The sequence below is a fragment of the Pseudomonas sp. SDT291_1_S447 genome, from assembly GCF_054070155.1.
The window spans coordinates 1-21,157 of the sequence record NZ_JBSVXS010000095.1 but is presented as its reverse complement, the minus strand read 5'-3'; the positions used below and the strand labels follow the sequence as shown (position 1 = coordinate 21,157).

Annotated in this window: 25 protein-coding genes; 11 read left to right on the top strand and 14 right to left on the bottom strand. The window is 59.0% G+C overall.

Annotation, left to right across the window (positions count from 1 at the left end; all coding sequences use genetic code 11):
- The first annotated feature begins 277 nt into the window (after positions 1 to 277).
- Both ACW9IR_RS22630 and ACW9IR_RS22625 read left to right on the top strand, forming a co-directional pair.
- Positions 278 to 697, top strand: coding sequence for an organic hydroperoxide resistance protein (locus tag ACW9IR_RS22630; protein WP_007908600.1), 420 nt, complete (start codon positions 278 to 280; stop codon positions 695 to 697).
- Between the two features lie 34 nt (positions 698 to 731).
- Positions 732 to 1,742: an alpha/beta hydrolase gene (locus tag ACW9IR_RS22625; RefSeq protein ID WP_102900386.1), complete on the top strand. Its 1,011-nt coding sequence runs from the start codon at positions 732 to 734 to the stop codon at positions 1,740 to 1,742.
- A 183-nt stretch (positions 1,743 to 1,925) separates the two neighbouring features.
- Here the strand turns inward: ACW9IR_RS22625 and ACW9IR_RS22620 are convergent, their stop codons facing one another.
- Together ACW9IR_RS22620 and earP are read right to left on the bottom strand one after the other, a co-directional pair.
- Positions 1,926 to 2,495, bottom strand: coding sequence for an elongation factor P (locus ACW9IR_RS22620; RefSeq protein ID WP_007908599.1), 570 nt, complete (start codon positions 2,493 to 2,495; stop codon positions 1,926 to 1,928).
- A gap of 48 nt (positions 2,496 to 2,543) precedes the next feature.
- On the bottom strand, positions 2,544 to 3,686 hold the full coding sequence (gene earP, locus ACW9IR_RS22615) for an elongation factor P maturation arginine rhamnosyltransferase EarP (protein ID WP_102900384.1): 1,143 nt from the start codon (positions 3,684 to 3,686) through the stop codon (positions 2,544 to 2,546).
- A 124-nt stretch (positions 3,687 to 3,810) separates the two neighbouring features.
- Here earP and ACW9IR_RS22610 point away from each other — a divergent pair, with 124 nt between their 5' ends.
- The gene (locus ACW9IR_RS22610) at positions 3,811 to 4,218 is read left to right on the top strand and encodes a hypothetical protein (protein WP_102900383.1); all 408 of its coding nucleotides are present in this window, start codon (positions 3,811 to 3,813) and stop codon (positions 4,216 to 4,218) included.
- Positions 4,219 to 4,220: 2 nt separating this feature from the next.
- Positions 4,221 to 4,703 carry a GreA/GreB family elongation factor gene (locus ACW9IR_RS22605; RefSeq protein WP_102900382.1) on the top strand — a complete coding sequence of 161 codons (483 nt, stop codon included), beginning with the start codon at positions 4,221 to 4,223 and terminating at the stop codon, positions 4,701 to 4,703.
- Positions 4,704 to 4,712: 9 nt separating this feature from the next.
- Here ACW9IR_RS22605 and cysB read toward each other — a convergent pair whose 3' ends face one another.
- From cysB to ACW9IR_RS22580, 5 genes are all read right to left on the bottom strand, one after another.
- A complete protein-coding gene (gene cysB, locus ACW9IR_RS22600; RefSeq protein WP_008079948.1) occupies positions 4,713 to 5,687 on the bottom strand; it encodes an HTH-type transcriptional regulator CysB in 975 nt (324 codons plus the stop codon).
- A gap of 113 nt (positions 5,688 to 5,800) precedes the next feature.
- On the bottom strand, positions 5,801 to 6,304 hold the full coding sequence (locus ACW9IR_RS22595; protein ID WP_095120481.1) for a universal stress protein: 504 nt from the start codon (positions 6,302 to 6,304) through the stop codon (positions 5,801 to 5,803).
- Between the two features lie 97 nt (positions 6,305 to 6,401).
- A complete protein-coding gene (locus tag ACW9IR_RS22590; protein ID WP_102900381.1) occupies positions 6,402 to 7,307 on the bottom strand; it encodes a 5'-nucleotidase in 906 nt (301 codons plus the stop codon).
- A gap of 22 nt (positions 7,308 to 7,329) precedes the next feature.
- Complete coding sequence (locus tag ACW9IR_RS22585; RefSeq protein WP_102900380.1) at positions 7,330 to 8,286, bottom strand: putative 2-dehydropantoate 2-reductase; 957 nt, start codon at positions 8,284 to 8,286, stop codon at positions 7,330 to 7,332.
- A complete protein-coding gene (locus tag ACW9IR_RS22580) occupies positions 8,283 to 8,669 on the bottom strand; it encodes a thioredoxin family protein (protein WP_102900379.1) in 387 nt (128 codons plus the stop codon). The genes ACW9IR_RS22585 and ACW9IR_RS22580 overlap by 4 nt, the downstream gene beginning before the upstream one ends.
- Here ACW9IR_RS22580 and ACW9IR_RS22575 point away from each other — a divergent pair.
- Both ACW9IR_RS22575 and ACW9IR_RS22570 read left to right on the top strand, forming a co-directional pair.
- Complete coding sequence (locus tag ACW9IR_RS22575) at positions 8,668 to 9,111, top strand: PilZ domain-containing protein (RefSeq protein ID WP_102900378.1); 444 nt, start codon at positions 8,668 to 8,670, stop codon at positions 9,109 to 9,111. The genes ACW9IR_RS22580 and ACW9IR_RS22575 overlap by 2 nt on opposite strands.
- Positions 9,112 to 9,241: 130 nt before the next feature.
- Positions 9,242 to 10,318 (top strand): 3-deoxy-7-phosphoheptulonate synthase, encoded by a 1,077-nt coding sequence (locus ACW9IR_RS22570; RefSeq protein WP_102900377.1) that lies wholly within the window; start codon positions 9,242 to 9,244, stop codon positions 10,316 to 10,318.
- A 62-nt stretch (positions 10,319 to 10,380) separates the two neighbouring features.
- On the opposite strand, the gene ACW9IR_RS22565 is transcribed toward ACW9IR_RS22570, so the two are convergent.
- The gene (locus ACW9IR_RS22565) at positions 10,381 to 10,662 is read right to left on the bottom strand and encodes a GNAT family N-acetyltransferase (RefSeq protein WP_102900376.1); all 282 of its coding nucleotides are present in this window, start codon (positions 10,660 to 10,662) and stop codon (positions 10,381 to 10,383) included.
- A gap of 639 nt (positions 10,663 to 11,301) precedes the next feature.
- Here ACW9IR_RS22565 and oprI point away from each other — a divergent pair.
- The gene (gene oprI, locus ACW9IR_RS22560) at positions 11,302 to 11,553 is read left to right on the top strand and encodes an outer membrane lipoprotei OprI (RefSeq protein WP_003199355.1); all 252 of its coding nucleotides are present in this window, start codon (positions 11,302 to 11,304) and stop codon (positions 11,551 to 11,553) included.
- A gap of 126 nt (positions 11,554 to 11,679) precedes the next feature.
- On the opposite strand, the gene ACW9IR_RS22555 is transcribed toward oprI, so the two are convergent.
- From ACW9IR_RS22555 to ACW9IR_RS22545, 3 genes are all read right to left on the bottom strand, one after another.
- On the bottom strand, positions 11,680 to 12,651 hold the full coding sequence (locus ACW9IR_RS22555) for a L,D-transpeptidase family protein (protein WP_102900375.1): 972 nt from the start codon (positions 12,649 to 12,651) through the stop codon (positions 11,680 to 11,682).
- 198 nt (positions 12,652 to 12,849) lie between these two features.
- On the bottom strand, positions 12,850 to 13,143 hold the full coding sequence (locus tag ACW9IR_RS22550; protein WP_007908575.1) for a hypothetical protein: 294 nt from the start codon (positions 13,141 to 13,143) through the stop codon (positions 12,850 to 12,852).
- A gap of 57 nt (positions 13,144 to 13,200) precedes the next feature.
- Positions 13,201 to 13,806 carry an arylesterase gene (locus ACW9IR_RS22545; protein WP_007908573.1) on the bottom strand — a complete coding sequence of 202 codons (606 nt, stop codon included), beginning with the start codon at positions 13,804 to 13,806 and terminating at the stop codon, positions 13,201 to 13,203.
- A gap of 10 nt (positions 13,807 to 13,816) precedes the next feature.
- Between ACW9IR_RS22545 and ACW9IR_RS22540 the strand changes: the two genes are divergently transcribed.
- Genes ACW9IR_RS22540 through greB form a run of 3 tightly spaced genes read left to right on the top strand, consistent with a single transcriptional unit; the run spans position 13,817 to position 17,536 of the window.
- Positions 13,817 to 14,500: an ABC transporter ATP-binding protein gene (locus tag ACW9IR_RS22540; protein WP_007908572.1), complete on the top strand. Its 684-nt coding sequence runs from the start codon at positions 13,817 to 13,819 to the stop codon at positions 14,498 to 14,500.
- On the top strand, positions 14,500 to 17,004 hold the full coding sequence (locus ACW9IR_RS22535; protein ID WP_102900374.1) for an ABC transporter permease: 2,505 nt from the start codon (positions 14,500 to 14,502) through the stop codon (positions 17,002 to 17,004). The genes ACW9IR_RS22540 and ACW9IR_RS22535 overlap by 1 nt, the downstream gene beginning before the upstream one ends.
- A gap of 34 nt (positions 17,005 to 17,038) precedes the next feature.
- A complete protein-coding gene (greB, locus tag ACW9IR_RS22530) occupies positions 17,039 to 17,536 on the top strand; it encodes a transcription elongation factor GreB (protein WP_016985509.1) in 498 nt (165 codons plus the stop codon).
- Between the two features lie 6 nt (positions 17,537 to 17,542).
- Here the strand turns inward: greB and ACW9IR_RS22525 are convergent, their stop codons facing one another.
- The 3 genes from ACW9IR_RS22525 to ACW9IR_RS22515 all read right to left on the bottom strand — a co-directional run bounded on the left by ACW9IR_RS22525 (position 17,543) and on the right by ACW9IR_RS22515 (position 20,068).
- Complete coding sequence (locus ACW9IR_RS22525) at positions 17,543 to 17,851, bottom strand: hypothetical protein (RefSeq protein ID WP_016985510.1); 309 nt, start codon at positions 17,849 to 17,851, stop codon at positions 17,543 to 17,545.
- A gap of 248 nt (positions 17,852 to 18,099) precedes the next feature.
- Positions 18,100 to 18,534, bottom strand: a complete 435-nt coding sequence (locus ACW9IR_RS22520; protein ID WP_102900373.1) for a DoxX family protein — start codon at positions 18,532 to 18,534, stop codon at positions 18,100 to 18,102.
- A gap of 112 nt (positions 18,535 to 18,646) precedes the next feature.
- A complete protein-coding gene (locus ACW9IR_RS22515) occupies positions 18,647 to 20,068 on the bottom strand; it encodes an MltF family protein (RefSeq protein ID WP_102900372.1) in 1,422 nt (473 codons plus the stop codon).
- A 236-nt stretch (positions 20,069 to 20,304) separates the two neighbouring features.
- Between ACW9IR_RS22515 and ACW9IR_RS22510 the strand changes: the two genes are divergently transcribed.
- Complete coding sequence (locus ACW9IR_RS22510) at positions 20,305 to 21,111, top strand: TatD family hydrolase (RefSeq protein WP_457465162.1); 807 nt, start codon at positions 20,305 to 20,307, stop codon at positions 21,109 to 21,111.
- Positions 21,112 to 21,157: the final 46 nt, after the last annotated feature.

The window sequence follows — 21,157 nt, the reverse complement described above, 5'->3', positions numbered from 1 at the left end:
AGTCAACTCAGAAGTCGACTGAGCCACCGCTATCGCGAGCAGGCTCACTCCTACATTTGATCTCGTCGTCTGAAAAATATTTTTCAACGCCTGATCTCCCCGCCATCCCCTCTAAATCGCACTTTTCAGGCTGACCAGCGATTCGCCGTTTTTGCCGAAACGCAAATTCTTCAGAAATTTATCTTGCGCGCAATATATTAGCGCGATACATTCACTTCGCACTTACTTAGCGCGCAAACAATTAGCGCACACAAACACGCTCAATGAGGCTCACACCATGCAAACTCTCTACACCGCAATCGCAACCTCCACTGGCGGCCGTGATGGTCGTGCGATCTCCAGCGACAACATCCTCGACGTCAAACTCGCTACCCCGAAAGAACTCGGCGGTGCCGGCGGCGCGGCGACCAACCCAGAGCAACTGTTCGCTGCCGGCTACTCGGCCTGCTTCATCGGCGCTCTGAAATTCGTCGCCAGCCAGACCAAACGCAAAATCCCTGACGACGCCTCGATCACCGCCCACGTCGGTATCGGCCAGATCCCCGGTGGCTTCGGTCTCGACATCGATCTGCACATCAGCCTGCCAGGCCTGGAACAGGCCGACGCACAAGCGCTGGTCGATGCAGCCCACCAAGTCTGCCCGTATTCCAACGCCACCCGTGGCAACGTCGATGTGCGTCTGCACGTTACCGTCTGATCACTGACGCCCCAGGCCCGAACAGGAAATGAACATGCACACTTTCAGCAAAGTCTTGACCGGTACCCTTCTCGCCCTGTCTATCCACAGCGCTTTCGCCGGTGATGTCGAACACAACACTCAGGCATTTCTCGATGTGCTGAATGCCGGCACCGGCAAACCGATGGAACAGCTGACGCCCAAAGATGCCCGCGCCGTGCTGGTCGGTGCGCAGTCCGGGGTCAAGTTGACGCTGCCCAAAGCGGACGTCAGCGAGAAAACCATCCAGGTCGATGGCCAACCGTTGAGCCTGACCATCGTCCGGCCGGCCGGGGTCAAGGGCGAGCTGCCAGTGTTCATGTTCTTCCACGGCGGTGGCTGGGTGCTGGGCGATTTCCCGACGCACGAGCGGCTGGTGCGGGATCTGGTGGTGGGTTCGGGAGCGGCGGCGGTGTTCGTCAATTACACGCCTTCCCCGGAGGCGCATTACCCGGTGGCGATCAACCAGGCTTACGCCGCAACGAAGTGGGTCGCCGAGCACGGCAAAGAGATCAATGTCGACGGCAAGCGTCTGGCCGTCGCTGGCAACAGTGTCGGCGGCAACATGGCGGCCGTGGTTGCACTGATGGCCAAAGACAAAGGCACTCCGGCGATCAAATTCCAGGTGCTGCTGTGGCCAGTGACGGACGCCAATTTCGATACCGGCTCCTACAATCAGTACGCCGAAGGGCACTTCCTCACGCGCAACATGATGAAGTGGTTCTGGGACAACTACACCACCGACGCCAAGCAGCGAAACGAGATCTACGCGTCGCCGCTGCGGGCAACTCCCGCGCAACTGAAGGGCTTGCCGCCCGCGCTGGTGCAGACCGCCGGCGCCGATGTGCTGCGTGATGAAGGTGAAGCCTACGCACGTAAACTCGACGAGGCCGGAGTACCGGTGACGTCAGTACGCTACAACGGCATGATTCACGATTACGGTTTGCTTAACGTGGTCAGTCAGGTACCGGCGGTGCGTTCGGCGATGCTGCAGGCTTCGCAGGAGCTGAAAGAACATCTGAAATAACCGCAGTCCCATTGTGGGAGCGAGCCTGCTCGCGAAGGCGTCCTGTCAGACAACACTTCATTGAATGACACACCGCTTTCGCGAGCAGGCTCGCTCCCACAGGGACAGGTGTGAAGCTCAAAACGCAGGCACAAAAAAGCCCGACTCAATGGTCGGGCTTTTTCTTTCCGTAAAAAGCAGTGCTTATTTGGCACGGCCTTTGTAGGAACCGCCTTCGCGGGTGTCGATTTCGATCTTGTCACCGATTTCGATGAAGTCAGCAACTTGCAGCTCGGTACCGTTAGCCAGCTTGGCTGGCTTCATGACTTTGCCGGAAGTGTCGCCGCGAGCCGAACCTTCGGTGTAGTCAACTACGCGCACGATGGTGGTCGGCAGCTCTACGGAAACCAGACGCTCTTCGAAGAAGATCGCTTCGCAAACATCGGTCATGCCTTCTTCAACGAAAGGCAGAACAGCTTCGATGTCTTCAGCGTTCAGCTCGTACATGGTGTAGTCAGTGGTGTCCATGAACGTGTAAGTGTCGCCGCTGATGAAGGACAGGGTCGCTTCTTTGCGGTCGAGGATTACGTCGTCCAGTTTGTCGTCAGCGCTGTAAACGATCTCGGTCTTGTAACCGGTCAGCAGGTTTTTCAGCTTGGTCTTCATGATCGCGCTGTTACGGCCCGACTTGGTGAATTCAGCTTTCTGAACCAGCCAAGGATCGTTCTCGAGACGGATCACGGTACCGGGTTTCAGTTCTTTACCAGTTTTCATTGCGAATATCCGAATTTGGATGGGATTTACAAAAATCTAGGCCGCGTATCATATCCAATTTAGGTAAAACTGTACCAGCGCTGCGGCAAGATCGGCCTGCAAGCCTTGTTCCAGACACCACGCCTCGGCATTTTCCTGCAGTTCTGGCCAATGATTACGGGCCGCGAGCCAGTGTTCACCGATTGGCCGGCCGGCGCTCCAGGCCTGCCAGAGACCGTTCATCGCCTCGGCAGCGGCCGGTGACAGGCCTTTTGTATAGAGCGCGAGGAAGGCGTCGAGCTTATCCAGATGGATGTCTTCGTCCTGCTGATAGATGTGCCAGAGCATCGGTCGCCCCGCCCATTGCGCGCGCACGAATGAGTCCTCACCGCGCACCGCGTTGAAATCGCAGCACCAGAGCACGTGATCATATTGATCCTGTCGGACGAACGGCAGCACTTGTACGGTGAGCGACTGACGCACATGAATCGCACCGACCGCCAGGGCTTCCACCTCGAGCCAGCGCGCCACATCGCCGAGAATCCGCCCTTCCGGCACCAGCAGATGAGTCGGCGCGGTGTCCGCTGCCAACACGTCCAGCCAACTGGCCAGCCCGGCATTCTCGTAGGCAAACAGCGAAATCAGCTGGGCGTCAGGCGCACGATCGATCCCGAGGCCTTGCAGGAATTGGCGCTGAGCCTCGGCATCCTGCTGAAATTGCCGACGCTGCTCGAGCAATCCTCGCTCACGCAACAGCCCGCCAGTACCCGGTTGAAATCCCGGAAAGAAGAAGAACTTCTGCACCGATTTGTATTTGACCGACGGCAACCCGTGACAGCCGATCACCCAGTCTTCAGCGCTGAGATAGTCTAGGTTCATCCACAGCGGCGGCTGTTCACGCCCTGCCATCGCGTCCATGTAATCACTGGGCAACTGACAGGCAAACGCGGCGATCACCACATCCGCCGCATCCGTGTGCACCCACTCAACCGGCCAATGCCGCACTTCGACGCCTTGTTGCGATTGCTGTGCGGCGTTTATATCGATCGCCGGGCAAATGCGTTCGAATGCGCGCAGATCATCGACCCACAAGCGCACCGCCAAACCATGCTCAGCCACCAATTGCCGAGCCAGACGCCAGGTCACGCCGATGTCGCCAAAGTTGTCGACCACGGTGCAGAAAATATCCCAGCGGGGTTTCAATTCAGGCATTCAAGACTCCCGTTGGCAAAAGCGCCGATTGTCCGCATAAATGACCTCGCGCAGAAGAGCCGACGGCGATTAATCTTCGTGCGACAATCGCCACTTGCCCGCAATCACCCGCCAGGAGGCAGCCATGCCCTACCGTCCCAACCCGCGCCGTCCTTTGCCTGTTCAGCTTAGCGCGCTGCATCTGACCGGCAGTATTGCCCTGGGCATGTGGCTGGGCTTTGTCGCCATTGCGCTGACCTGCTGGCTGCTGTCGCATTTGCTGTTCAAAGACCAACTGGCACCGGTTGCCCAGGCTGTGCAGCAATTGGCTAATCCGCCGGCGGTGCAGGTGCAGCCGGATATCCCGCCGCAGAGCCCGCTGTTCCAACAGTACGAAGAAAACCTGCGCAAGAGCGAGCAGCAAGTGCGCATGGATCAGGCTCGCAGCAGCATTCGTAATCAGTCGAATCCAAAATGCCAGTTCTGGTTGCAACAGGATCAGACGGCTCCCAGCGAAAAATCCCGCGCCAACGTTTTGCAATTCTGCGATTGATCATGAACAAGCACATCGTCCACCAACTGATTCTCGACAAACTGCGCATCGACCTCGACATCGCTGAGCGCGCCGCGCAAACCGCTTACGAAACCGCGACCCACGAAGAAAACATCGCCGAGAACAAGTACGACACGCTTGGGCTTGAGGCGTCGTATCTGGCGGCCGGGCAAGCAAAAAGAGTCGAGGAAATCCGTCAGTCACTGGCGCTGTGCCAGAACCTGACCCTGCGCGCCCATGACGAAAACCGTGGCATCGAAGTCGGCGCCCTGCTTGGTCTGGAAGATGAAAAGGGTCGCGAGCAATGGCTGTTTCTGGCGCCCGATGCGGCAGGCCTGAAAGTCGATGTGGTCGGTCAGCCGATTACCGTCATCACCCCGCGCTCACCGCTGGGCAAAGGTCTGCTGGGCAAGTGCGAAGGCGATGAGGTGGAGATTCTGGTGGCGGGCACCCGGCAACAGTTTGCTGTCACCGAGGTGCTTTAATTCAACGAATCAGTGAACCGGCAGTTCGACGCCGTCGAACAGCTCTTCCAGTTCCTGCTTGTTGTGGCACTGGATGGCTTTGGCCATGACTTCGCGAGTCAGGTGCGGGGCGAACTTCTCGATGAAGTCGCACATGAAACCACGCAGGAAAGTGCCACGACGGAAGCCGATCTTGGTGATGCTCGATTCGAACAATTCGCTGGCATCCAGCACCACCAGATCGCTGTCGAGTTTGGTGTCGACCGCCATTTTGGCCACGATGCCCACGCCCAGGCCCAGACGCACGTAGGTTTTGATCACGTCGGCGTCGGCCGCAGTGAACACCACTTTCGGCGTCAGGCCGCGATGACTGAAGGCTTCGTCGAGTTTCGAACGGCCAGTGAAACCGAACACGTAAGTCACGATCGGGTATTCGGCCAGCGCTTCCAGGGTCAGCTTTGGCAGCTTGGTCAGCGGATGGCCCTGCGGCACGACCACGCAACGGTTCCAGCGATAGCACGGCATCATCACCAGATCGCCGAACAGCTCCAGCGCTTCGGTGGCAATGGCAAAATCGACGGTGCCGTCAGCAGCCATTTCGGCAATTTGCATCGGCGAACCCTGATGCATGTGCAGCGCCACGTCGGGGTATTGCTTGATGAAATTGCTGATCACCGGTGGCAGCGCATAACGTGCCTGAGTGTGAGTGGTGGCGATCGACAGGGTGCCTTTTTTCTCGTTGGAGAATTCCTGGGCGATCTGCTTGATACTCTCGACCTTGCGCAGAATCTCACCGGCAGTGGTAATGATGCGCTCGCCGGCCGGGGTCACGCGGGTCAGGTGCTTGCCGCTGCGGGCAAACACTTCGACGCCGAGTTCGTCTTCCAGCAGGCGGATTTGTTTACTGATGCCCGGTTGCGAGGTGTAAAGGCTTTGGGCTGTAGCGGAAACGTTGAGGTCGTGGTGCGCCACTTCCCAGATGTAGCGCAATTGTTGAAGCTTCATATGTATCCCTCAAAGCAGGTAGACGCCACGGGCATCAGCGACGGTATATAACTATATTAATGGTTTGGAGAATAAATCTAGAACTTTTTTATCAAAGCGCCATTATTCCTGCTTCAGCGATCCTCCCGCCGCCGGCGCTCCACTAACGGCACCAGATAAACCGGCACCTTGGCCAATTGCAGGACCCGCGCCGCCGTGCGCCCCAACGGTGTTTCCGCGCCCACCCCATGACTGTGACTGCCTACGATCAGCAAATCGACAGAGAGTTTTTGCACCTGGTCGAGGATCACCTGTGACGGATCACCCTGCACCACACGCACCGCGCGAATCCGCTGCAAATCCTGCTCACCTTCATCCCCGAGTTCTTCGCGAAAACTATCCAGCACCCGCTGCTCGATATTGGCGATGACTGTTTTCAGACCCTGGCTGTGAAATTCGTTCAATGCCTGCTCGTCGAGATAACTCTGCAACACCGATTCGGCAAACAGCCCCATCGGCTCCACCGCGTGCACCACATACAAATCGGCATTGAACGTTCGCGCCAACGCCAGGGCATGCTGCATCACTAACGGGGCGTACAGACCGAGGTCAGTGGCATACAGCATCGAACGAATCATATGACCTCCTCGCGTGCCAACATGGCGGAGATTTGATTCAGCTTAGCAGTGCCTTGGCGACTACGACGGGCGACGCAACGTCTTGAACCAAAGGGCTTTAGACCGACGGTTCGTTGCTGATGCCGTGCGGCACGTGGCCAGTGGCAACGACTTCGCGGGCGAGTTCGCAGTGGCCGGCCTGATCGTCGAAAAACACGTCGGCGGCAAACGCTTCGAGGAATGCCGATTTGGTCAGGCCGCCGAGGAACAGTGACTCGTCGAGGCGAATGTCCCACTCACGCAAGGTGCGGATCACCCGCTCATGCGCTGGCGCCGAACGCGCGGTGACCAGCGCCGTACGGATCGGGCAATCATCGTCGGGGAATTCCCGCTGGAGCAAATTGAGCGCCGCCAGAAATCCCTTGAACGGCCCTCCGCGCAACGGCTCGCGGGCCGACTCACGCTCCTTGGCCTGAAACGCTTCCAGCCCGCCGGACTGATAGACGCGTTCCGACTCGTCGGAAAAAATCACTGCATCGCCGTCGAAGGCGATGCGCAATTCGTCACTGGCCGCGCGACTGGCGCCGCCGGACAGAATCGTTGCGGCGGCGAATCCGGCATCCAGCGCCGCGCGCACGTCTTCGGCGTGGGTCGACAGAAACAGATCACAACCAAAGGCTTTGAGATACGGATACGGACTGCGCCCACCGACAAACGCCGCGCGGGAAATCGCCAGACCGTAATGATGAATCGAGTTGAATACTCGCAGGCCAGTGTCAGCGCTGTTGCGCGAGACCAGAATCACCTCGACCCTTGCGCGGCCGAGGCGACTGTTGAGCGCCAAAAGTTTTTCAACCAGCGGGAAAGCATCGCCGGGTGCCAGAATTTCGTCTTCGTGCTCAATCTGATATTGCCGATAGGCTTCAACGCCGCTCGACAGATAGACCTTGTGGCTCTCGCTCAGGTCGAACAAGGCGCGCGACGAAATCGCCAGCACCAGTTTGTCATCGATGTTCTTGGCCATGCCTTCCCCCAGAGCGACCGGCTTAAACGTTGCGCCGGTCAATAAAACTTAAATTGCGATACAACGCTTCGATGCGCGGCAACTCACAACCCTCGGCTTTCGCCGCCGCCAATGGTCGAGCGTAGATCGCTTGCAGCTCCAGCGGCCGTTTATGTAGAAAGTCGTGGTACATGCTCGGCCAGTAGTCGGGCATTTTTTCGGTCATCATGAACAGATAGTCGGCGTATCCCGACGGTATATCGTGGCCACAGGCCTTGGCGCCTTGCACCACTTCGGCCATCAACGCCTGGATCAACGCACGGCTGTCGGCATCGGCCATCAACGGCGTGGTGCCTGCACCGAGCAACACCGAGAGTCCGTTGTAGGGAATATTCCACACCAGTTTCTGCCAGCGCGCCTGTTGCAGATTGGGCATTGCCTGGGAATCGATTCCGGCAGCGCGGAACAACCCGCAGCCCTCCTCGACAATCACCATGCGCGCGCCATCATCCATGGCCGGACCGCTGTGATAGCCAACGTTGACCGCGCCGAGCGCCTGATGGGTGACTTGTCCGGGACCTTCGCGGTGTACACAGATCAGGCACAAACCGCCCAGCAGATGCAGGGAATCGGGGAGCAGTTCACGCAAACTGTCTTCGACGTCGAGACCGTTTTGCAGCACCAGCACTTTCGCATCCGGCTTGGCCGCTTGAATGATTGAAGGCGCGAGACCGGCGTTGCTGGTGGTTTTTGCCCCCACCAACAGCCAGTCGCATTTGGGCATGTCTTCGGCCGACGAATAGGCCTGCACCGGATGCAACGTCAGCGGGCCATGCACCGCGCTGTTGATTTGCAAACCGCGCTCGGCCACTGCCGAAAATTCGCTGCGCAACAGAAAGTGCACATCGAAACCGGCACGTGCCAGCATCACACCGTAGAACCCACCAATCGCGCCGGTACCGATAATCCCCACCACCGGCTTGTTCACTGCCGCCATCATGGCAACTCCTCTGCAATTCGACCCAGTGCCTGCGCTAGCGCTGCGTTCAGCGCATCGGCCGTCAGGCGCGTGTGCAATGCCCCAAAGAACTCGCCGTCGCGCACCACAAACAGCGCCGGCAAATGAAAGACCTGATAGCGCTCGACCAACCCGCCGTTGTCGCCGGCATCGATCCAGCACAACTGATTGATGGCTAGATCAAGTCCCGGCAACACCTCGCGGGCATAACGGCAACTGGCGCAGCCGACACTGGTGAAAATCACCAGCGAAACGCCGCTCATCGCCAATAGCCGTTGATCGGCGTCGAAATCGGTCAGTTCGGATTCGACCACTATACTGGGGGAAACAATGTCAAATGACCGACACAGGGAGTCTGTGCTCATGGGACGTTTCATTCCTCATCCGGACGAGGTGCCGGTTGAATTAACCTTGCTCAAGCCTGAGTGTATTTCCAGGCAACAGCTGCACACTATCAGCCTCGGCGGCATCGCTTGCAATTACCACCGTGCCTGGCGCCATGGCACAGCGCTGCAAGTGCGCATGCCGACACTCAATGCCGACATCTGTTATCCGGGCTATGTCGCGTGGTGTCTGCGCCGTAAAAGAGGCTATCTGGTGGGCATCGCCTTCACCGATGAGCAGACGCTGTTCAGCGCGCGAATGGGTGAACAAGTGTGTCAGATCGAGCGCTACTGCCGCATGCACGAAACCCACGACGACCTGCAAGAAATTCAGGCGGTGGCCCTGCAATGGGTCGAGCAACATGCCGACGAGTTCTCCCACGACAGCGTGCGCAAGGCTTTTGCGCAGCCAGCGCTGGACTAAAGCACCTTTTGCCCATTGTCGAGCAGGCGCTTTACGCGCTAAGGTTCCGCTCCCCGACGCGCTTAAATCTGCTGTGCTCCGCCGCGCGGGGATCGCTGGCGGCCGGCACCCGTGACCTGACGAGTAAACGATGGCTGATTTACCGATCAACGACCTAAACGTCGCCTCTAACGAGACCCTGATCACTCCCGATCAGCTCAAGCGTGATATCCCTCTGAGCGACGCTGCCCTACGCACCGTCACCAAGGGCCGCGAAGTCATTCGCAACATTCTTGATGGCACCGACCACCGTCTGTTCGTAGTGATCGGCCCGTGCTCGATCCACGACATCAAGGCTGCCCACGAATACGCCGATCGCCTCAAGGTGCTGGCGGAGGAAGTCTCCGACACCTTGTATCTGGTCATGCGCGTGTATTTCGAGAAGCCACGGACCACCGTTGGCTGGAAAGGCCTGATCAACGATCCGTACCTGGACGACTCGTTCAAGATCCAGGACGGTCTGCACATCGGTCGTCAGTTGCTGCTGGATCTGGCCGAAAAAGGCCTGCCGACCGCCACCGAAGCCCTCGACCCGATCTCCCCGCAGTATCTGCAGGACCTGATCAGCTGGTCGGCCATCGGCGCACGCACCACTGAATCGCAGACTCACCGTGAGATGGCTTCCGGTCTGTCCTCGGCCGTCGGCTTCAAGAACGGCACCGACGGCGGTCTGACGGTGGCGATCAACGCCTTGCAGTCGGTCTCCAGCCCACACCGTTTCCTCGGCATCAACCAGGAAGGTGGCGTGTCGATCGTCACGACCAAAGGCAACGCCTACGGTCACGTGGTGCTGCGCGGCGGTAACGGCAAGCCGAACTACGATTCGGTCAGCGTCGCCCTGTGCGAGCAGGCGCTGGACAAAGCGAAGATCAAGCCGAACATCATGGTCGACTGCAGCCACGCCAACTCCAACAAGGATCCGGCCCTGCAACCGCTGGTCATGGAGAACGTCGCCAACCAGATCCTCGAAGGCAACCAGTCGATCATCGGCCTGATGGTCGAGAGTCATCTGAACTGGGGTTGCCAGGCAATTCCAAAAGACCTCGCCGACCTGCAATACGGCGTGTCGATCACCGACGCCTGCATCGATTGGTCCGCCACCGAGAACACCCTGCGCAGCATGCACGCCAAGCTCAAGGATGTTCTGCCGAAACGCCAGCGCAGCTGATCAGCGTTTTACAGGCATAAAAAAACGCCGGGCATTGCCCGGCGTTTTTGTGTGTGTGCGGTTCAGATCTTGGCGGCGCGGCGCTGATGGCGCTCCATATAGCGCTCGACGTAGGAGCACGACGGGATCACCGTGTAACCCATCTCTTCGGCGTACTGCAGCGCGCGCTCGGTCAGCGCTGCGGCAATGCCACGGCCACGCAGGGCGTTGGGCACGAAGGTGCGATAGATATCCAGGGTCTGTTTCCCCAGATCCATATAGGTCAGGTAGGCACGATGACCGTCCACATTGGTCTCGAACTGATGACCAGCCTGGTCATGGTGGATGGACAACGCCTCGCTCATCACTACTCCTCGCGGGTCTTGAATTCTGACCCCCTACCTTACCGATGTTTTTCCGGCGAAGGAACATCTACGCCACCCCGTGCCTGATGGACACCGAGAAGAGCCACACCGATCTCGCGCAACCTGGCACCTGATAAATAGTAGGCACCATTGGCAAAAATGCTCAAGGTACGCTCGTCATCAAGCGAGTTGGCGTGGGTTGCTCCGATGGACGCAGGGTGGGCCTGGAAGAAGATCTTGCCAAACCGGTCACCTGAACATTGCCGGATGTTGAGACTTAAGACGTGCAGCCTTTTTTAAAGTCACCTCAACATGCACAAAGATAAGCGAAGCAGCACGCAAATTCGGAACAAAAGTGTCGACGTATTCATCTAGAAAGACTTTAGCCAAGACTGCAAAAACAGCACGTGGCAACGGGAACTTTTTCGCATTAACTCGCTCAGCTCGGGGCTTGCAGCTGTATATTTTTTAAACAGCGCAGTTAAAAGTTGCTCGAAAAAGAATCAACGCCTACAATTTTTTTTGCTTCTTGCCTTACGTCAGTTTACTTACTACAAGTAATGGGTAGTATGTACGCCGGCTATTTCCTCAATCGTGAGGAGACAGCCACTTAATTGAAAGTCCTTGAAGGGGAACACGATGAACAACGTTCTGAAATTCTCTGCTCTGGCTCTGGCCGCAGTTCTGGCTACCGGTTGCAGCAGCGCATCGAAAGAAACCGAAGCACGTCTGACCGCTACTGAAGACGCAGCTGCTCGCTCCCAGGCTCGTGCAGACGAAGCTTACCGTAAAGCTGATGAAGCTCTGGCTGCTGCTCAAAAAGCACAACAGACTGCTGACGAAGCTAACGAGCGTGCTCTGCGCATGCTGGACAAAGCTAGCCGCAAGTAATAATCCTTCGGGGTTGTTATCGAGCCGACCCGATTTTTCGGGTCGGCTTTTTTATGTCCGATGCTTTTCCCCGGGCAATAAAAAACCCGCCGACGCTCCACGCATCGACGGGTTCTGCACCCCGACTTATTGCTGCAAGTCGATCGGTGTACTCGAGACCATCGGCGCCGAGGTACTCGGTGTGCCGATTTCCGTTGGCAGGCCATCTTCGGCTGCGACCACATCACGCACCACATCCCAGTTCACGCGCAGGTTGCTGGTGACGTCTTCACGTTTGAGCATCGCGTTGATCACCGCAGTGTGCTTGTCGACCACTGACGGGTTGCCCTTGTCGTCGATCGGCGTGTGCGCTTCCAGATAAACCTTACCGCCACTGCTGCCGAACTTGTAGGCATCGTTGAGGATGCGCACCGAGGTACCGACCGGGACCATGCCGGCCATTTCCAGCACGTTGTTGTTGAACATGCGGAAGCAGCCGTGGCTGGTGCGCATGCCGATACCGAATTTCTTGTTCGAACCGTGGATCAGATAACCCGGGGTGCCCAGGGTGAACTTGAACGGACCCAATGGGTTGTCCGGGCCGGCCGGCACTACGTTCGGCAGCGGATCACCATCTGCGGCGTGCTCAGCCTTGATCGACGCTGGAGGTGTCCAGGTCGGGTTTGGCGTTTTGGCGGTGATCGAAGTATGTGCGATCGGCGAACCCCAACCTTCACGACCGATACCCAGCGGGAACGTGTACACCACGTTGCGGCCTTTCGGGAAATAGTAGAGGCGGTATTCGGCAAGGTTGATGACGATGCCTTCACGCGGGCCCGGCGGCAGAATGAAACGGGTCGGCAAGACGATTTCGGTACCGGCGCCCGGCAACCAGGCATCGACGCCCGGGTTGGCCGCGACCATTTCCGAGTAACCCAGATCGTACTTCGTACCCAGATCGGCGAAGGTATCTTCATACTTGGCTTTGATCACCTGCACCTGACCGATGATGTCTTCACCGGGTGGTGGCAGGGGAAACTCCAATGCAGCAACGGGACCGGCCACACACAGGGCGGCAAGTGACAGGCAGCGGGTGACGGCAGGAAAGCGCGGCAACATCCGGAAAATCCTTCGCATGATCAACAAGGGTATAAGAGCGCGATTGTACACCGCACTTTGAATATTCGGGGAGATCACCCCTATGCAGGCGACAAGGTGTTCCAGGTGGGAGCGAGCTTGCTCGCGAAAGCGGTGGGTCAGTCGCCGAAAATGTTAACTGACATGGCCTCTTCGCGAGCAAGCTCGGCTCCCACAGAATCAGAGCTCGAAACGCAGTTCCGGCCAGATCGGCGAAGTCCCACGCTTCTGCGACTCCAGAATCGCCCGGCACAGCGAGCACAGACGCTGATCCTGAAACACCCGGCGATCCACACTCGACCAGCGCGGCTGCGCCGGCAGCAGACTGCCACACAGGGTGCGATCGGCCGAGCCACCGAGTTCGAGTTGCCGCGTCACCAGATGCACCCGCACTTCCTGGCAGGCGAACAGATCCAGCTGCTCGTCAGGCTCGATCAGTTGGTAGGCAAACAGGGACCAGGCAGAACGCGACATCGGGGGCTCCAAATAAGGGGGCGCCACATTAGCCGAAAGCCTGCCCGTAGAAAAGCCTCATAACAGCGGTTTTAGCGTCGGCCAGACATTTTCCAGCAACTTGCCCTGAGCCCCGGCCGCCGGGTGCAGACCATCGGCCTGCATCAAGTCCGGATGACCGCCGACGCCGTCGAGGAAAAACGGTACCAGCGGGATCTTTTTATCGTCGGCGAGTTTGCCGTAGACCTCGGCGAAGGCATCGGTGTAACGCTTGCCATAATTGGGCGGCAGTTGCATGCCGAGCAACAGCACCTTGGCCCCACTCTGACGAGAACTGTCGATCATCGAGGCAAGATTTTGTTGCAATTGATTTGGCGGCATTCCGCGCAAGCCATCGTTGCCACCCAGTTCGAGGATCACCAGTTCCGGCTTATGCTCTGCAAGCAGCGCGGGCAGGCGCGCCTGGCCTCCGGCACTGGTGTCGCCGCTAATGGAAGCATTGACCACTTTGTCGTCGAAACCCTCCTGTTTGAGCCGTTGTTCGAGCAACGACACCCACCCCAAGCGGGTATCCAGTCCGAAACCGGCGCTGATACTATCGCCAACGATCAGGACAGTACCCGCCGCTGCGTTCTGGGCCATGCACATCAAGGCCAGGCCAGCACTCAAAAACCACACACGCATCGGATTCTCCATGGGCGCAAGCATTCTCACCGCGAAGAACCTCAGCAAAGTGGTTCCCAGCGCGGAAGGTGAACTGACTATCCTGCACGAACTCAGCCTGGAACTGAACAAGGGCGACAGCCTGGCCATCGTCGGCGCGTCCGGCTCCGGTAAATCCACCCTCCTCGGCCTGCTCGCCGGCCTCGACCTGCCGAGCAGTGGCGAAGTCATTCTGGCCGGCCAGGGCCTGAGCAATCTCGATGAAGACCAGCGCGCACGCATTCGTGCCGAGCATGTCGGTTTCGTCTTCCAGTCGTTCCAGTTGCTCGACAGCCTCAATGCGCTGGAAAACGTCATGCTGCCGCTGGAACTTGATGGCCGCAAAGATGCGCGCGAGCGTGCAACCGAATTGCTCCAGCGCGTCGGCCTCGGCCAACGCCTGACGCATTCACCGCGCCAACTCTCTGGTGGCGAACAACAGCGCGTGGCAATCGCCCGTGCCTTTGCTGCCGAGCCTGACGTGCTGTTTGCCGACGAACCCACCGGCAACCTCGACAGCCACACCGGCGAGCGCATCAGCGATCTGCTTTTCGAATTGAACAAGGAACGCGGCACCACCCTGGTGCTGGTGACCCACGACGAACGCCTGGCCCATCGCTGCCGGCGCCTGATCCGTCTTGAAGCCGGGCTGTTGGTCGCCCCTCTGGAGCCTTGATGGCACGTTTGCCGCTGTTGCGTCTGTTCAGTCTCGCCATACGCCAACTCATGCGCGATGCCCGCGCCGGGGAATTGCGCGTGTTGTTTTTCGCCTTGGTCGTCGCAGTGGCGGCGAGTACCGCCATCGGTTATTTCGGCGCCCGACTGAATGGCGCGATGATGCTGCGCGCCACCGAATTCCTGGGCGCCGATCTGGTGCTGGAGGGCAGCTCGCCAGCCCGTGAAGAACAGATCAGGAGCGGCACCGAGCTGCGTCTGAAGCATGCACAAGTGGTGGAGTTTTCCAGCGTCATTGCTACCGACAACGGCATTCAGCTGTCGAGCATCAAAGCCGTCGACCGCGCCTATCCGCTACGCGGCGAACTGAAGAGCGCGCCAGCCCCGTTCGCCACTGAAGAAACCGGCGGTGAACCGCAACCCGGCGAAGCCTGGGTCGAGGCACGCCTGCTGACCGCACTGGATCTGAAGATCGGCGACAGCATCGATGTCGGCATGAAGACGTTGAAACTGACCCGCGTGCTGACGTATGAACCGGATCGCGCCGGCAACTTCTATAGCCTCACGCCCCGAGTGATGATCAACATTGATGACCTCGCTGCCACCGGCGTGGTGCAACCCGGCAGCCGCGTGAGTTACCGCGAACTGTGGCGCGGTGAACCGCAGGCGCTGGAAACCTATCGGCAACTGATCAAACCCGGGCTCGCCGCGAACCAGCGGATTCAGGATGCCCGCGATGGCAACCGGCAGATTGGCGGTGCACTAGGCAAAGCCGAGCGTTATCTGAACATGGCCAGTCTGGTCGCCGTACTGTTGGCCGGGGTCGCAGTGGCGTTGTCGGCCAACCGTTTCGCCAGTCGCCGCTTCGACGCGAGTGCCTTGCTGCGTTGCCTCGGATTATCGCGCCGGGAAACCATGGTGCTGTTCAGTTTGCAGTTGACCGTGCTCGGCCTGCTCGCCGCACTCAGTGGCGCATTGCTCGGCTGGCTCGCGCAGTTGGGCTTGTTCGCCCTGCTCCATGACTTGCTGCCAACCGACGTCCCGCCGGGCGGTCTGTTTCCAGCCATCGCCGGGATCGGCACCGGGTTGGTGGCGCTGGCCGGTTTTGCCTTGCCGCCGCTCGCCGCGCTGGGCCGCGTGCCGCCGTTGCGTGTACTGCGCCGCGACATGCTGCCGATTCCGTCGAGTACCTGGATGGTTTACGGCGCAGCCTTGGGTGCGCTCGGCCTGATCATGTGGCGCCTGAGCCTCGATCTGCTGCTGACGTTCGCCTTGCTCGGTGGTGGTGTGGTTGCCGCGTTGGTGTTGGGCGGTCTGCTGTTGTTACTGCTGCAAAGCCTGCGGCGGATGCTCGCCCGCGCTTCGCTGCCATGGCGCTTGGGCCTGGGCCAGTTGCTGCGCCATCCGTTGGCAGCGGCCGGTCAGTCGTTGGCGTTCGGTCTGATTCTGCTGTCGATGGCTTTGATTGCCCTGCTGCGTGGCGAACTGCTCGACACCTGGCAAAACCAGTTGCCGAAAAATGCGCCGAACTACTTTGCTCTGAACATCCTGCCGGCAGACAAACAGGCGTTCACCGATCACCTGATCAAAGTGTCCGCGCAAGCCGCGCCACTGTATCCGGTGGTGCCGGGGCGATTGCTCAGCATCAACGGTGAAGCCGTGCAGCAAATCGTCAGCAAGGATTCGGCCGGCGACCGTGCCGTGCAGCGCGATTTGAGCCTGACCTGGGCGGCGGATTTGCCGGCGGGCAACAAGCTCACCGCCGGTGAGTGGTGGAAAGATCAGCCAACCGATGGCGTTCCCGGCGTATCGGTGGAAGGCAAAGTCGCCGAAAGCCTCAAGCTCAAACTCGGCGATCACATGGTGTTCAGCGTCGGCGGGGTCAATCGCGAGGCGAAGGTCACCAGCCTGCGCGAGATCAACTGGGACAATTTCCAGCCGAACTTCTTCATGATCTTCCAGCCTGGCACTTTGAAGGATCTGCCCGCGACCTACTTGACCAGTTTCTATCTGGCTCCGGGTCATGATCAGCAGATCGTCGAACTGTCGCGAACCTTTCCCGCTGTGACCATTCTTCAGGTCGAAGCGCTGCTGGAACAACTGCGCAGCATCCTCGCCCAAGTCACCCTGGCCGTGGAATATGTATTGTTGTTTGTCTTGGCGGCTGGAATGGCCGTGCTGTTTTCCGGCTTGCAGGCGACGCTCGATGAACGCATTCGCCAAGGCGCGCTGTTGCGTGCGCTGGGTGCGGAGCGGCAGTTGCTGATCAAGGCGCGGCGCATCGAGTTCGGCTTGCTCGGTGCAGTAAGTGGTTTGCTCGCAGCCATCGGTTCGGAAGTGGTGAGTCTGGTGCTGTATCGCTACGCGTTCGATCTGCCATGGCATCCGCATCCGTGGTTGTTGGTGCTGCCGCTGATTGGCGCGGCGCTGATTGGTGGTGCCGGCGTTTTCGGTACGCGCCGGGCGCTCAACGCAAGTCCACTGACAGTGTTGCGCGAGGGTTGATAGACTCAAGCGGTCTTAATCACAAGAAGTTGCCATGAGCCGTTATCGCCCTCCCCGCCCCGCCGGCACCGCGCTGATCACCCCCGAAGGTGAAGCGCGGATGCGTGCCGAATTTCATGAGCTGTGGCACGTGCGTCGCCCGCAAGTGACGCAATCGGTCAGCGAGGCGGCGGCTCAGGGCGATCGCTCGGAGAACGCCGAGTACACCTACGGCAAGAAGATGCTGCGCGAGATCGACAGTCGCGTGCGCTTTCTCACCAAACGTCTGGAGGCGTTGAAAGTCGTCAGTGAAAAACCCAGTGATCCGAACAAGGTCTACTTCGGCGCATGGGTGACCATCGAAGACGAAGACGGCAAGCAATCGCGCTACCGCATCGTCGGTCCGGATGAGCTGGATCTGAAACTGGGCCTGATCAGCATCGACTCGCCACTGGCCCGCGCCTTGATCGGCAAGGCGCTGGATGCAGAAGTCAGGGTGCAGACACCGACGGGTGAGCAGTTCGTTTACATCGTCGCCATCGACTATCCGTAAAGCCTGTCAGCGGCGAGTGATCAAACCCTGGCGCGCAACGCGGACCAGTTGCTTGATCATCTCCGGCGCATCCTCAGCGCTCGGCGCCTGAATCACCGCCAGATCAAAACTGTCACTGGCAAAACGTGCCAGCGACTCGCCGTCTTCGACAAACTGGATCAGGAACGCGGCAGGACCGCCGCTGCGACGTGGCCAGCCATCGAGATAACGCAACAGCGTCGGCTGATGTTTGCCGCCAAGGAGAATTTTCGGGTTGCGTTGAGTGATATGCGCAGTGATCGGCGCGGGACGTGCTGGAGGGCGTAGTGCATTCATCGTGTCGTGTCTCTGCCTCAAAAGTCTGCATGGCAGGTGAGAGGCAACACCGAACCAGCGCTTTAGCGGTATTTCGAAGCCCTGTTCCGGCTTCTGACGGCAACTGTTGAAGTCACCTGGCGCCCCGCAAGTAGCTGTTTAAATCGGCGCATGGGCAACATCCTAGAGAACGTGACCGATCAGTGTCAAGAATCAGCCGCAACAAAAAAGGCCCGCACAATGCGGGCCTATTCCTTGAGCCAGAGCGCTTAACCGGCGATGGCGCGATCGACCGAGAGCTTGCCGGCGCCCTCGATCAGGACGGCGAGGCTGCCACCGAGCAGGGCCAGCGCGAACTCGTAACCGTTGTTGGCCATAAACAGACCGTTACTGATGTGTACGGTGAAGATCGCCACCAGCGACAGGATGGTCAGACCCAATGCTGCCGGACGTACCAGCAGGCCGATGATCAAAGCCAGGCCAGCGAAGAACTCAGTACCGCCCGCCAGCGTCGCCATCAGGTAGCCCGGGTGCAGACCGATGCTGTCCATGTATTGCGCGGTGCCTGCCAGACCATAACCACCGAACAGACCGAAAAGTTTTTGCGAACCGTGAGCCGCGAAGATCACGCCGACAGCGATGCGCAGGATGGTCAGACCGTAGCCAGCGCGGGTGAACAGTACTTTGTTGATCAGAGAGCTCATGGGGCATTCCTTGTTTTTGCGAGAAGTTATGTGTGTTGGTTGGCCGCTATATTAATCAGTAAATTTCATGTTAAAAGCGCAAATATTCCGCCATAACAATCAGTTTATTAGATCATTTCCGTGAGACGACTTTTTGCGCCCCGGGCTCCAACGACTCCCGCTCCCGGTCGAACGCCAAGTAATACTTGTTCACGCTATTAACATAGCTGACCGGCCCCATTCCTACCTGCTCCATGGCGATGCGCTCGACCTGGAAGAACCACTGGTTAGGATTCAGCCCCCGCCGCCGGGCCTCAGCGCGCATGCCCTGCACGCGCTCGGGGCCGATGTTGTAGGCCGCCAAGGTAAAGGCCATACGCTCGCGCTCATTGAGCTTGGGGCTGTTGAAGAACTTGCGGCGGATCATCGCCAGATATTTGGCCCCGGCCTGCACATTCGCATCGAGATTCTGAATGTTGCTCACGCCGACTCGCTGAGCGGCGGACGGGGTGATCTGCATCAGCCCGGTCGGGCCGCTGCCGCTGCGGGCATTGGGTTGCAGGCGTGATTCCTTGAACGCCAGTGCGGCCAGATTGAGCCAGTCCATGTTCTGCGCCTGGGCGTGCTTTTGCAGGGTCGGGCGCAGTTTTTCCAGGCGCTGGCGATCAGCCTTGGCCAATGGATAGTGGACTTGATAGAGACGCCGATAGATGCGCAGAAACGCGGCATCTTCGTTGGACGGTTTCTTGTAACCACCGAGGAAGCGATCAATGCTCGCACGCAACATCGCAGCATCGCGGCGTACAAACCAGTATTCCTCGCCCGGCTCGCTGATCATCAGTTGCCGGTCAAAGCGCAGTTTCGGCAGGATCTTGCCCCAGCGTTCGGCAATCGGCTGCTCAACGATGGTCAGGTGAAAAATCCCGCCCTGAACCATCTCCAGCACATCCTCGACCGCCAGGGTCGGATCGACCCATTCGATCTTGATCGGCGCCAGTTTGTGCAACGCCAGTTTCTGATTGAGCTGACTGACCGCCTCCCCCGCCGCACTGCCGGTCGGCAACGCTAGGGTTTTGCCGGAGAGCTGCTCGACTTTGGTGTAGCGCCGCTCACCTTTGATCCCGACCAGCACCAGCGGTATGTTGCTGGCGATCGGTTCGCTGCTGGCCACGGCATAACCAGGTTGCAGATCGAGCAATTCACCCGGTGCGACCAGATCACCTTCGCCACGCTGCAAGGCGCCGAGCAGTTGATCCTTGGCTTTGGGAATGATTTTGAGGGTAAGTTGCTGGCCATCGCGGGCGTGGCCATTGAGGTATTGCTCAAAGGCACGCAGGCGATGGTATTCGACGCCGATGGCCTGGCCCTGGACTTCGCCGGAGCTGTTGCGGCTCTGGTTGACCAGCACGCGCAACACGCGGCTGCTGCGGATCTCGGACAGGTCGCGCACCTTGGCGGCCGGCACGGCTTGCAGCGGCCCGGGCAGGCGCGCAACCGCCGTCATCGGCAGCAGTAACGATCCACACAACAGCAGCAAAACCGAGGGACGAACCATCCACTCTCCGGAAAGAATAGGGGGCGATTTCATCTTTAAAATGTCGAAATCACCGACGAAAACAGAGCGCCATGAGCGCTGGCAACGTGCGAGAGACTGGCACAGTAATGGCACTTCTACCAAACCGGTCTGCGTCGCGGCATCAACAGACAGCTATAACTTGTTGTAGTTCTTGGCTTTTCTTATGAATCTACAGCTCTGGTATGCTTTCCGGCCTTCGGCCCGAGGTAGCAACCATGCAACTCATCGATATCGGCGTCAACCTGACCAATCCCAGTTTCGCCGACAAACATCAGGCCGTGCTTGATCGCGCCTATGCCGCCGGGGTTTGCCAGCTGGTGCTGACCGGCACCAGCGTCGAGGGCAGCGAACAGGCTCTGGAGCTGTGCCAGCAACTGGATGAGAGCGGTCAACGGCTGTTCGCCACCGCCGGTATTCATCCGCATTCGGCCAGTGACTGGAACGCTGACAGCGCCCGTCGTTTGCGTAGCCTGTTGCAAGAAAAAAACGTAGTCGCCGTGGGTGAATGCGGGCTGGATTTCAACCGTGATTTCTCGCCGCGCCCACAGCAGGAAAAAGTCCTCGAAGAACACTTGGCGCTGGCCGTTGAACTGCAATTGCCGGTGTTTCTGCATGAGCGTGATGCCAGCCAACGTTTGCTGGAAATCCTCAAAGGCTTCCGCGATCAACTGCCCGCCGCTGTGGTGCATTGCTTCACCGGCGAGCAAAAAGCCTTGTTCAGCTATCTCGACCTGGATCTGCACATCGGCATCACCGGCTGGATATGTGATGAGCGCCGGGGCACGCATTTGCATCCGCTGGTGAAAGAGATCAAACGCGGGCGCTTGATGCTGGAAAGTGACGCGCCTTACTTGCTGCCGCGCACCTTGCGACCAAAACCGAAAAACGGCCGCAATGAACCGGCGTATCTGACCGAAGTGCTGCGTGAAGTGGCGTTGCATCGCGGCGAAACCGAGGAAGATCTGGCAGCGCACACCACCGCGTGTGCCCGCACGTTTTACAACCTCCCGGCATTGGCGTAAGCCGCAAAAGATCGCAGCCTTCGGCAGCTCCTACAGGATGTACGCC

Excerpts from the sequence above, each read along its gene's own strand:
- ACW9IR_RS22630 (WP_007908600.1), top strand. The coding sequence starts at position 278 with ATGCAAACTCTCTACACCGCAATCGCAACCTCCACTGGCGGCCGTGAT.
- ACW9IR_RS22625 (WP_102900386.1), top strand. The coding sequence starts at position 732 with ATGCACACTTTCAGCAAAGTCTTGACCGGTACCCTTCTCGCCCTGTCT.
- ACW9IR_RS22620 (WP_007908599.1), bottom strand. The coding sequence starts at position 2,495 with ATGAAAACTGGTAAAGAACTGAAACCCGGTACCGTGATCCGTCTCGAG.
- earP (WP_102900384.1), bottom strand. The coding sequence starts at position 3,686 with ATGCCTGAATTGAAACCCCGCTGGGATATTTTCTGCACCGTGGTCGAC.
- ACW9IR_RS22610 (WP_102900383.1), top strand. The coding sequence starts at position 3,811 with ATGCCCTACCGTCCCAACCCGCGCCGTCCTTTGCCTGTTCAGCTTAGC.
- ACW9IR_RS22605 (WP_102900382.1), top strand. The coding sequence starts at position 4,221 with ATGAACAAGCACATCGTCCACCAACTGATTCTCGACAAACTGCGCATC.
- cysB (WP_008079948.1), bottom strand. The coding sequence starts at position 5,687 with ATGAAGCTTCAACAATTGCGCTACATCTGGGAAGTGGCGCACCACGAC.
- ACW9IR_RS22595 (WP_095120481.1), bottom strand. The coding sequence starts at position 6,304 with ATGATTCGTTCGATGCTGTATGCCACTGACCTCGGTCTGTACGCCCCG.
- ACW9IR_RS22590 (WP_102900381.1), bottom strand. The coding sequence starts at position 7,307 with ATGGCCAAGAACATCGATGACAAACTGGTGCTGGCGATTTCGTCGCGC.
- ACW9IR_RS22585 (WP_102900380.1), bottom strand. The coding sequence starts at position 8,286 with ATGATGGCGGCAGTGAACAAGCCGGTGGTGGGGATTATCGGTACCGGC.
- ACW9IR_RS22575 (WP_102900378.1), top strand. The coding sequence starts at position 8,668 with ATGGGACGTTTCATTCCTCATCCGGACGAGGTGCCGGTTGAATTAACC.
- ACW9IR_RS22580 (WP_102900379.1), bottom strand. The coding sequence starts at position 8,669 with ATGAGCACAGACTCCCTGTGTCGGTCATTTGACATTGTTTCCCCCAGT.
- ACW9IR_RS22570 (WP_102900377.1), top strand. The coding sequence starts at position 9,242 with ATGGCTGATTTACCGATCAACGACCTAAACGTCGCCTCTAACGAGACC.
- ACW9IR_RS22565 (WP_102900376.1), bottom strand. The coding sequence starts at position 10,662 with ATGAGCGAGGCGTTGTCCATCCACCATGACCAGGCTGGTCATCAGTTC.
- oprI (WP_003199355.1), top strand. The coding sequence starts at position 11,302 with ATGAACAACGTTCTGAAATTCTCTGCTCTGGCTCTGGCCGCAGTTCTG.
- ACW9IR_RS22555 (WP_102900375.1), bottom strand. The coding sequence starts at position 12,651 with ATGTTGCCGCGCTTTCCTGCCGTCACCCGCTGCCTGTCACTTGCCGCC.
- ACW9IR_RS22550 (WP_007908575.1), bottom strand. The coding sequence starts at position 13,143 with ATGTCGCGTTCTGCCTGGTCCCTGTTTGCCTACCAACTGATCGAGCCT.
- ACW9IR_RS22545 (WP_007908573.1), bottom strand. The coding sequence starts at position 13,806 with ATGCGTGTGTGGTTTTTGAGTGCTGGCCTGGCCTTGATGTGCATGGCC.
- ACW9IR_RS22540 (WP_007908572.1), top strand. The coding sequence starts at position 13,817 with ATGGGCGCAAGCATTCTCACCGCGAAGAACCTCAGCAAAGTGGTTCCC.
- ACW9IR_RS22535 (WP_102900374.1), top strand. The coding sequence starts at position 14,500 with ATGGCACGTTTGCCGCTGTTGCGTCTGTTCAGTCTCGCCATACGCCAA.
- greB (WP_016985509.1), top strand. The coding sequence starts at position 17,039 with ATGAGCCGTTATCGCCCTCCCCGCCCCGCCGGCACCGCGCTGATCACC.
- ACW9IR_RS22525 (WP_016985510.1), bottom strand. The coding sequence starts at position 17,851 with ATGAATGCACTACGCCCTCCAGCACGTCCCGCGCCGATCACTGCGCAT.
- ACW9IR_RS22520 (WP_102900373.1), bottom strand. The coding sequence starts at position 18,534 with ATGAGCTCTCTGATCAACAAAGTACTGTTCACCCGCGCTGGCTACGGT.
- ACW9IR_RS22515 (WP_102900372.1), bottom strand. The coding sequence starts at position 20,068 with ATGGTTCGTCCCTCGGTTTTGCTGCTGTTGTGTGGATCGTTACTGCTG.
- ACW9IR_RS22510 (WP_457465162.1), top strand. The coding sequence starts at position 20,305 with ATGCAACTCATCGATATCGGCGTCAACCTGACCAATCCCAGTTTCGCC.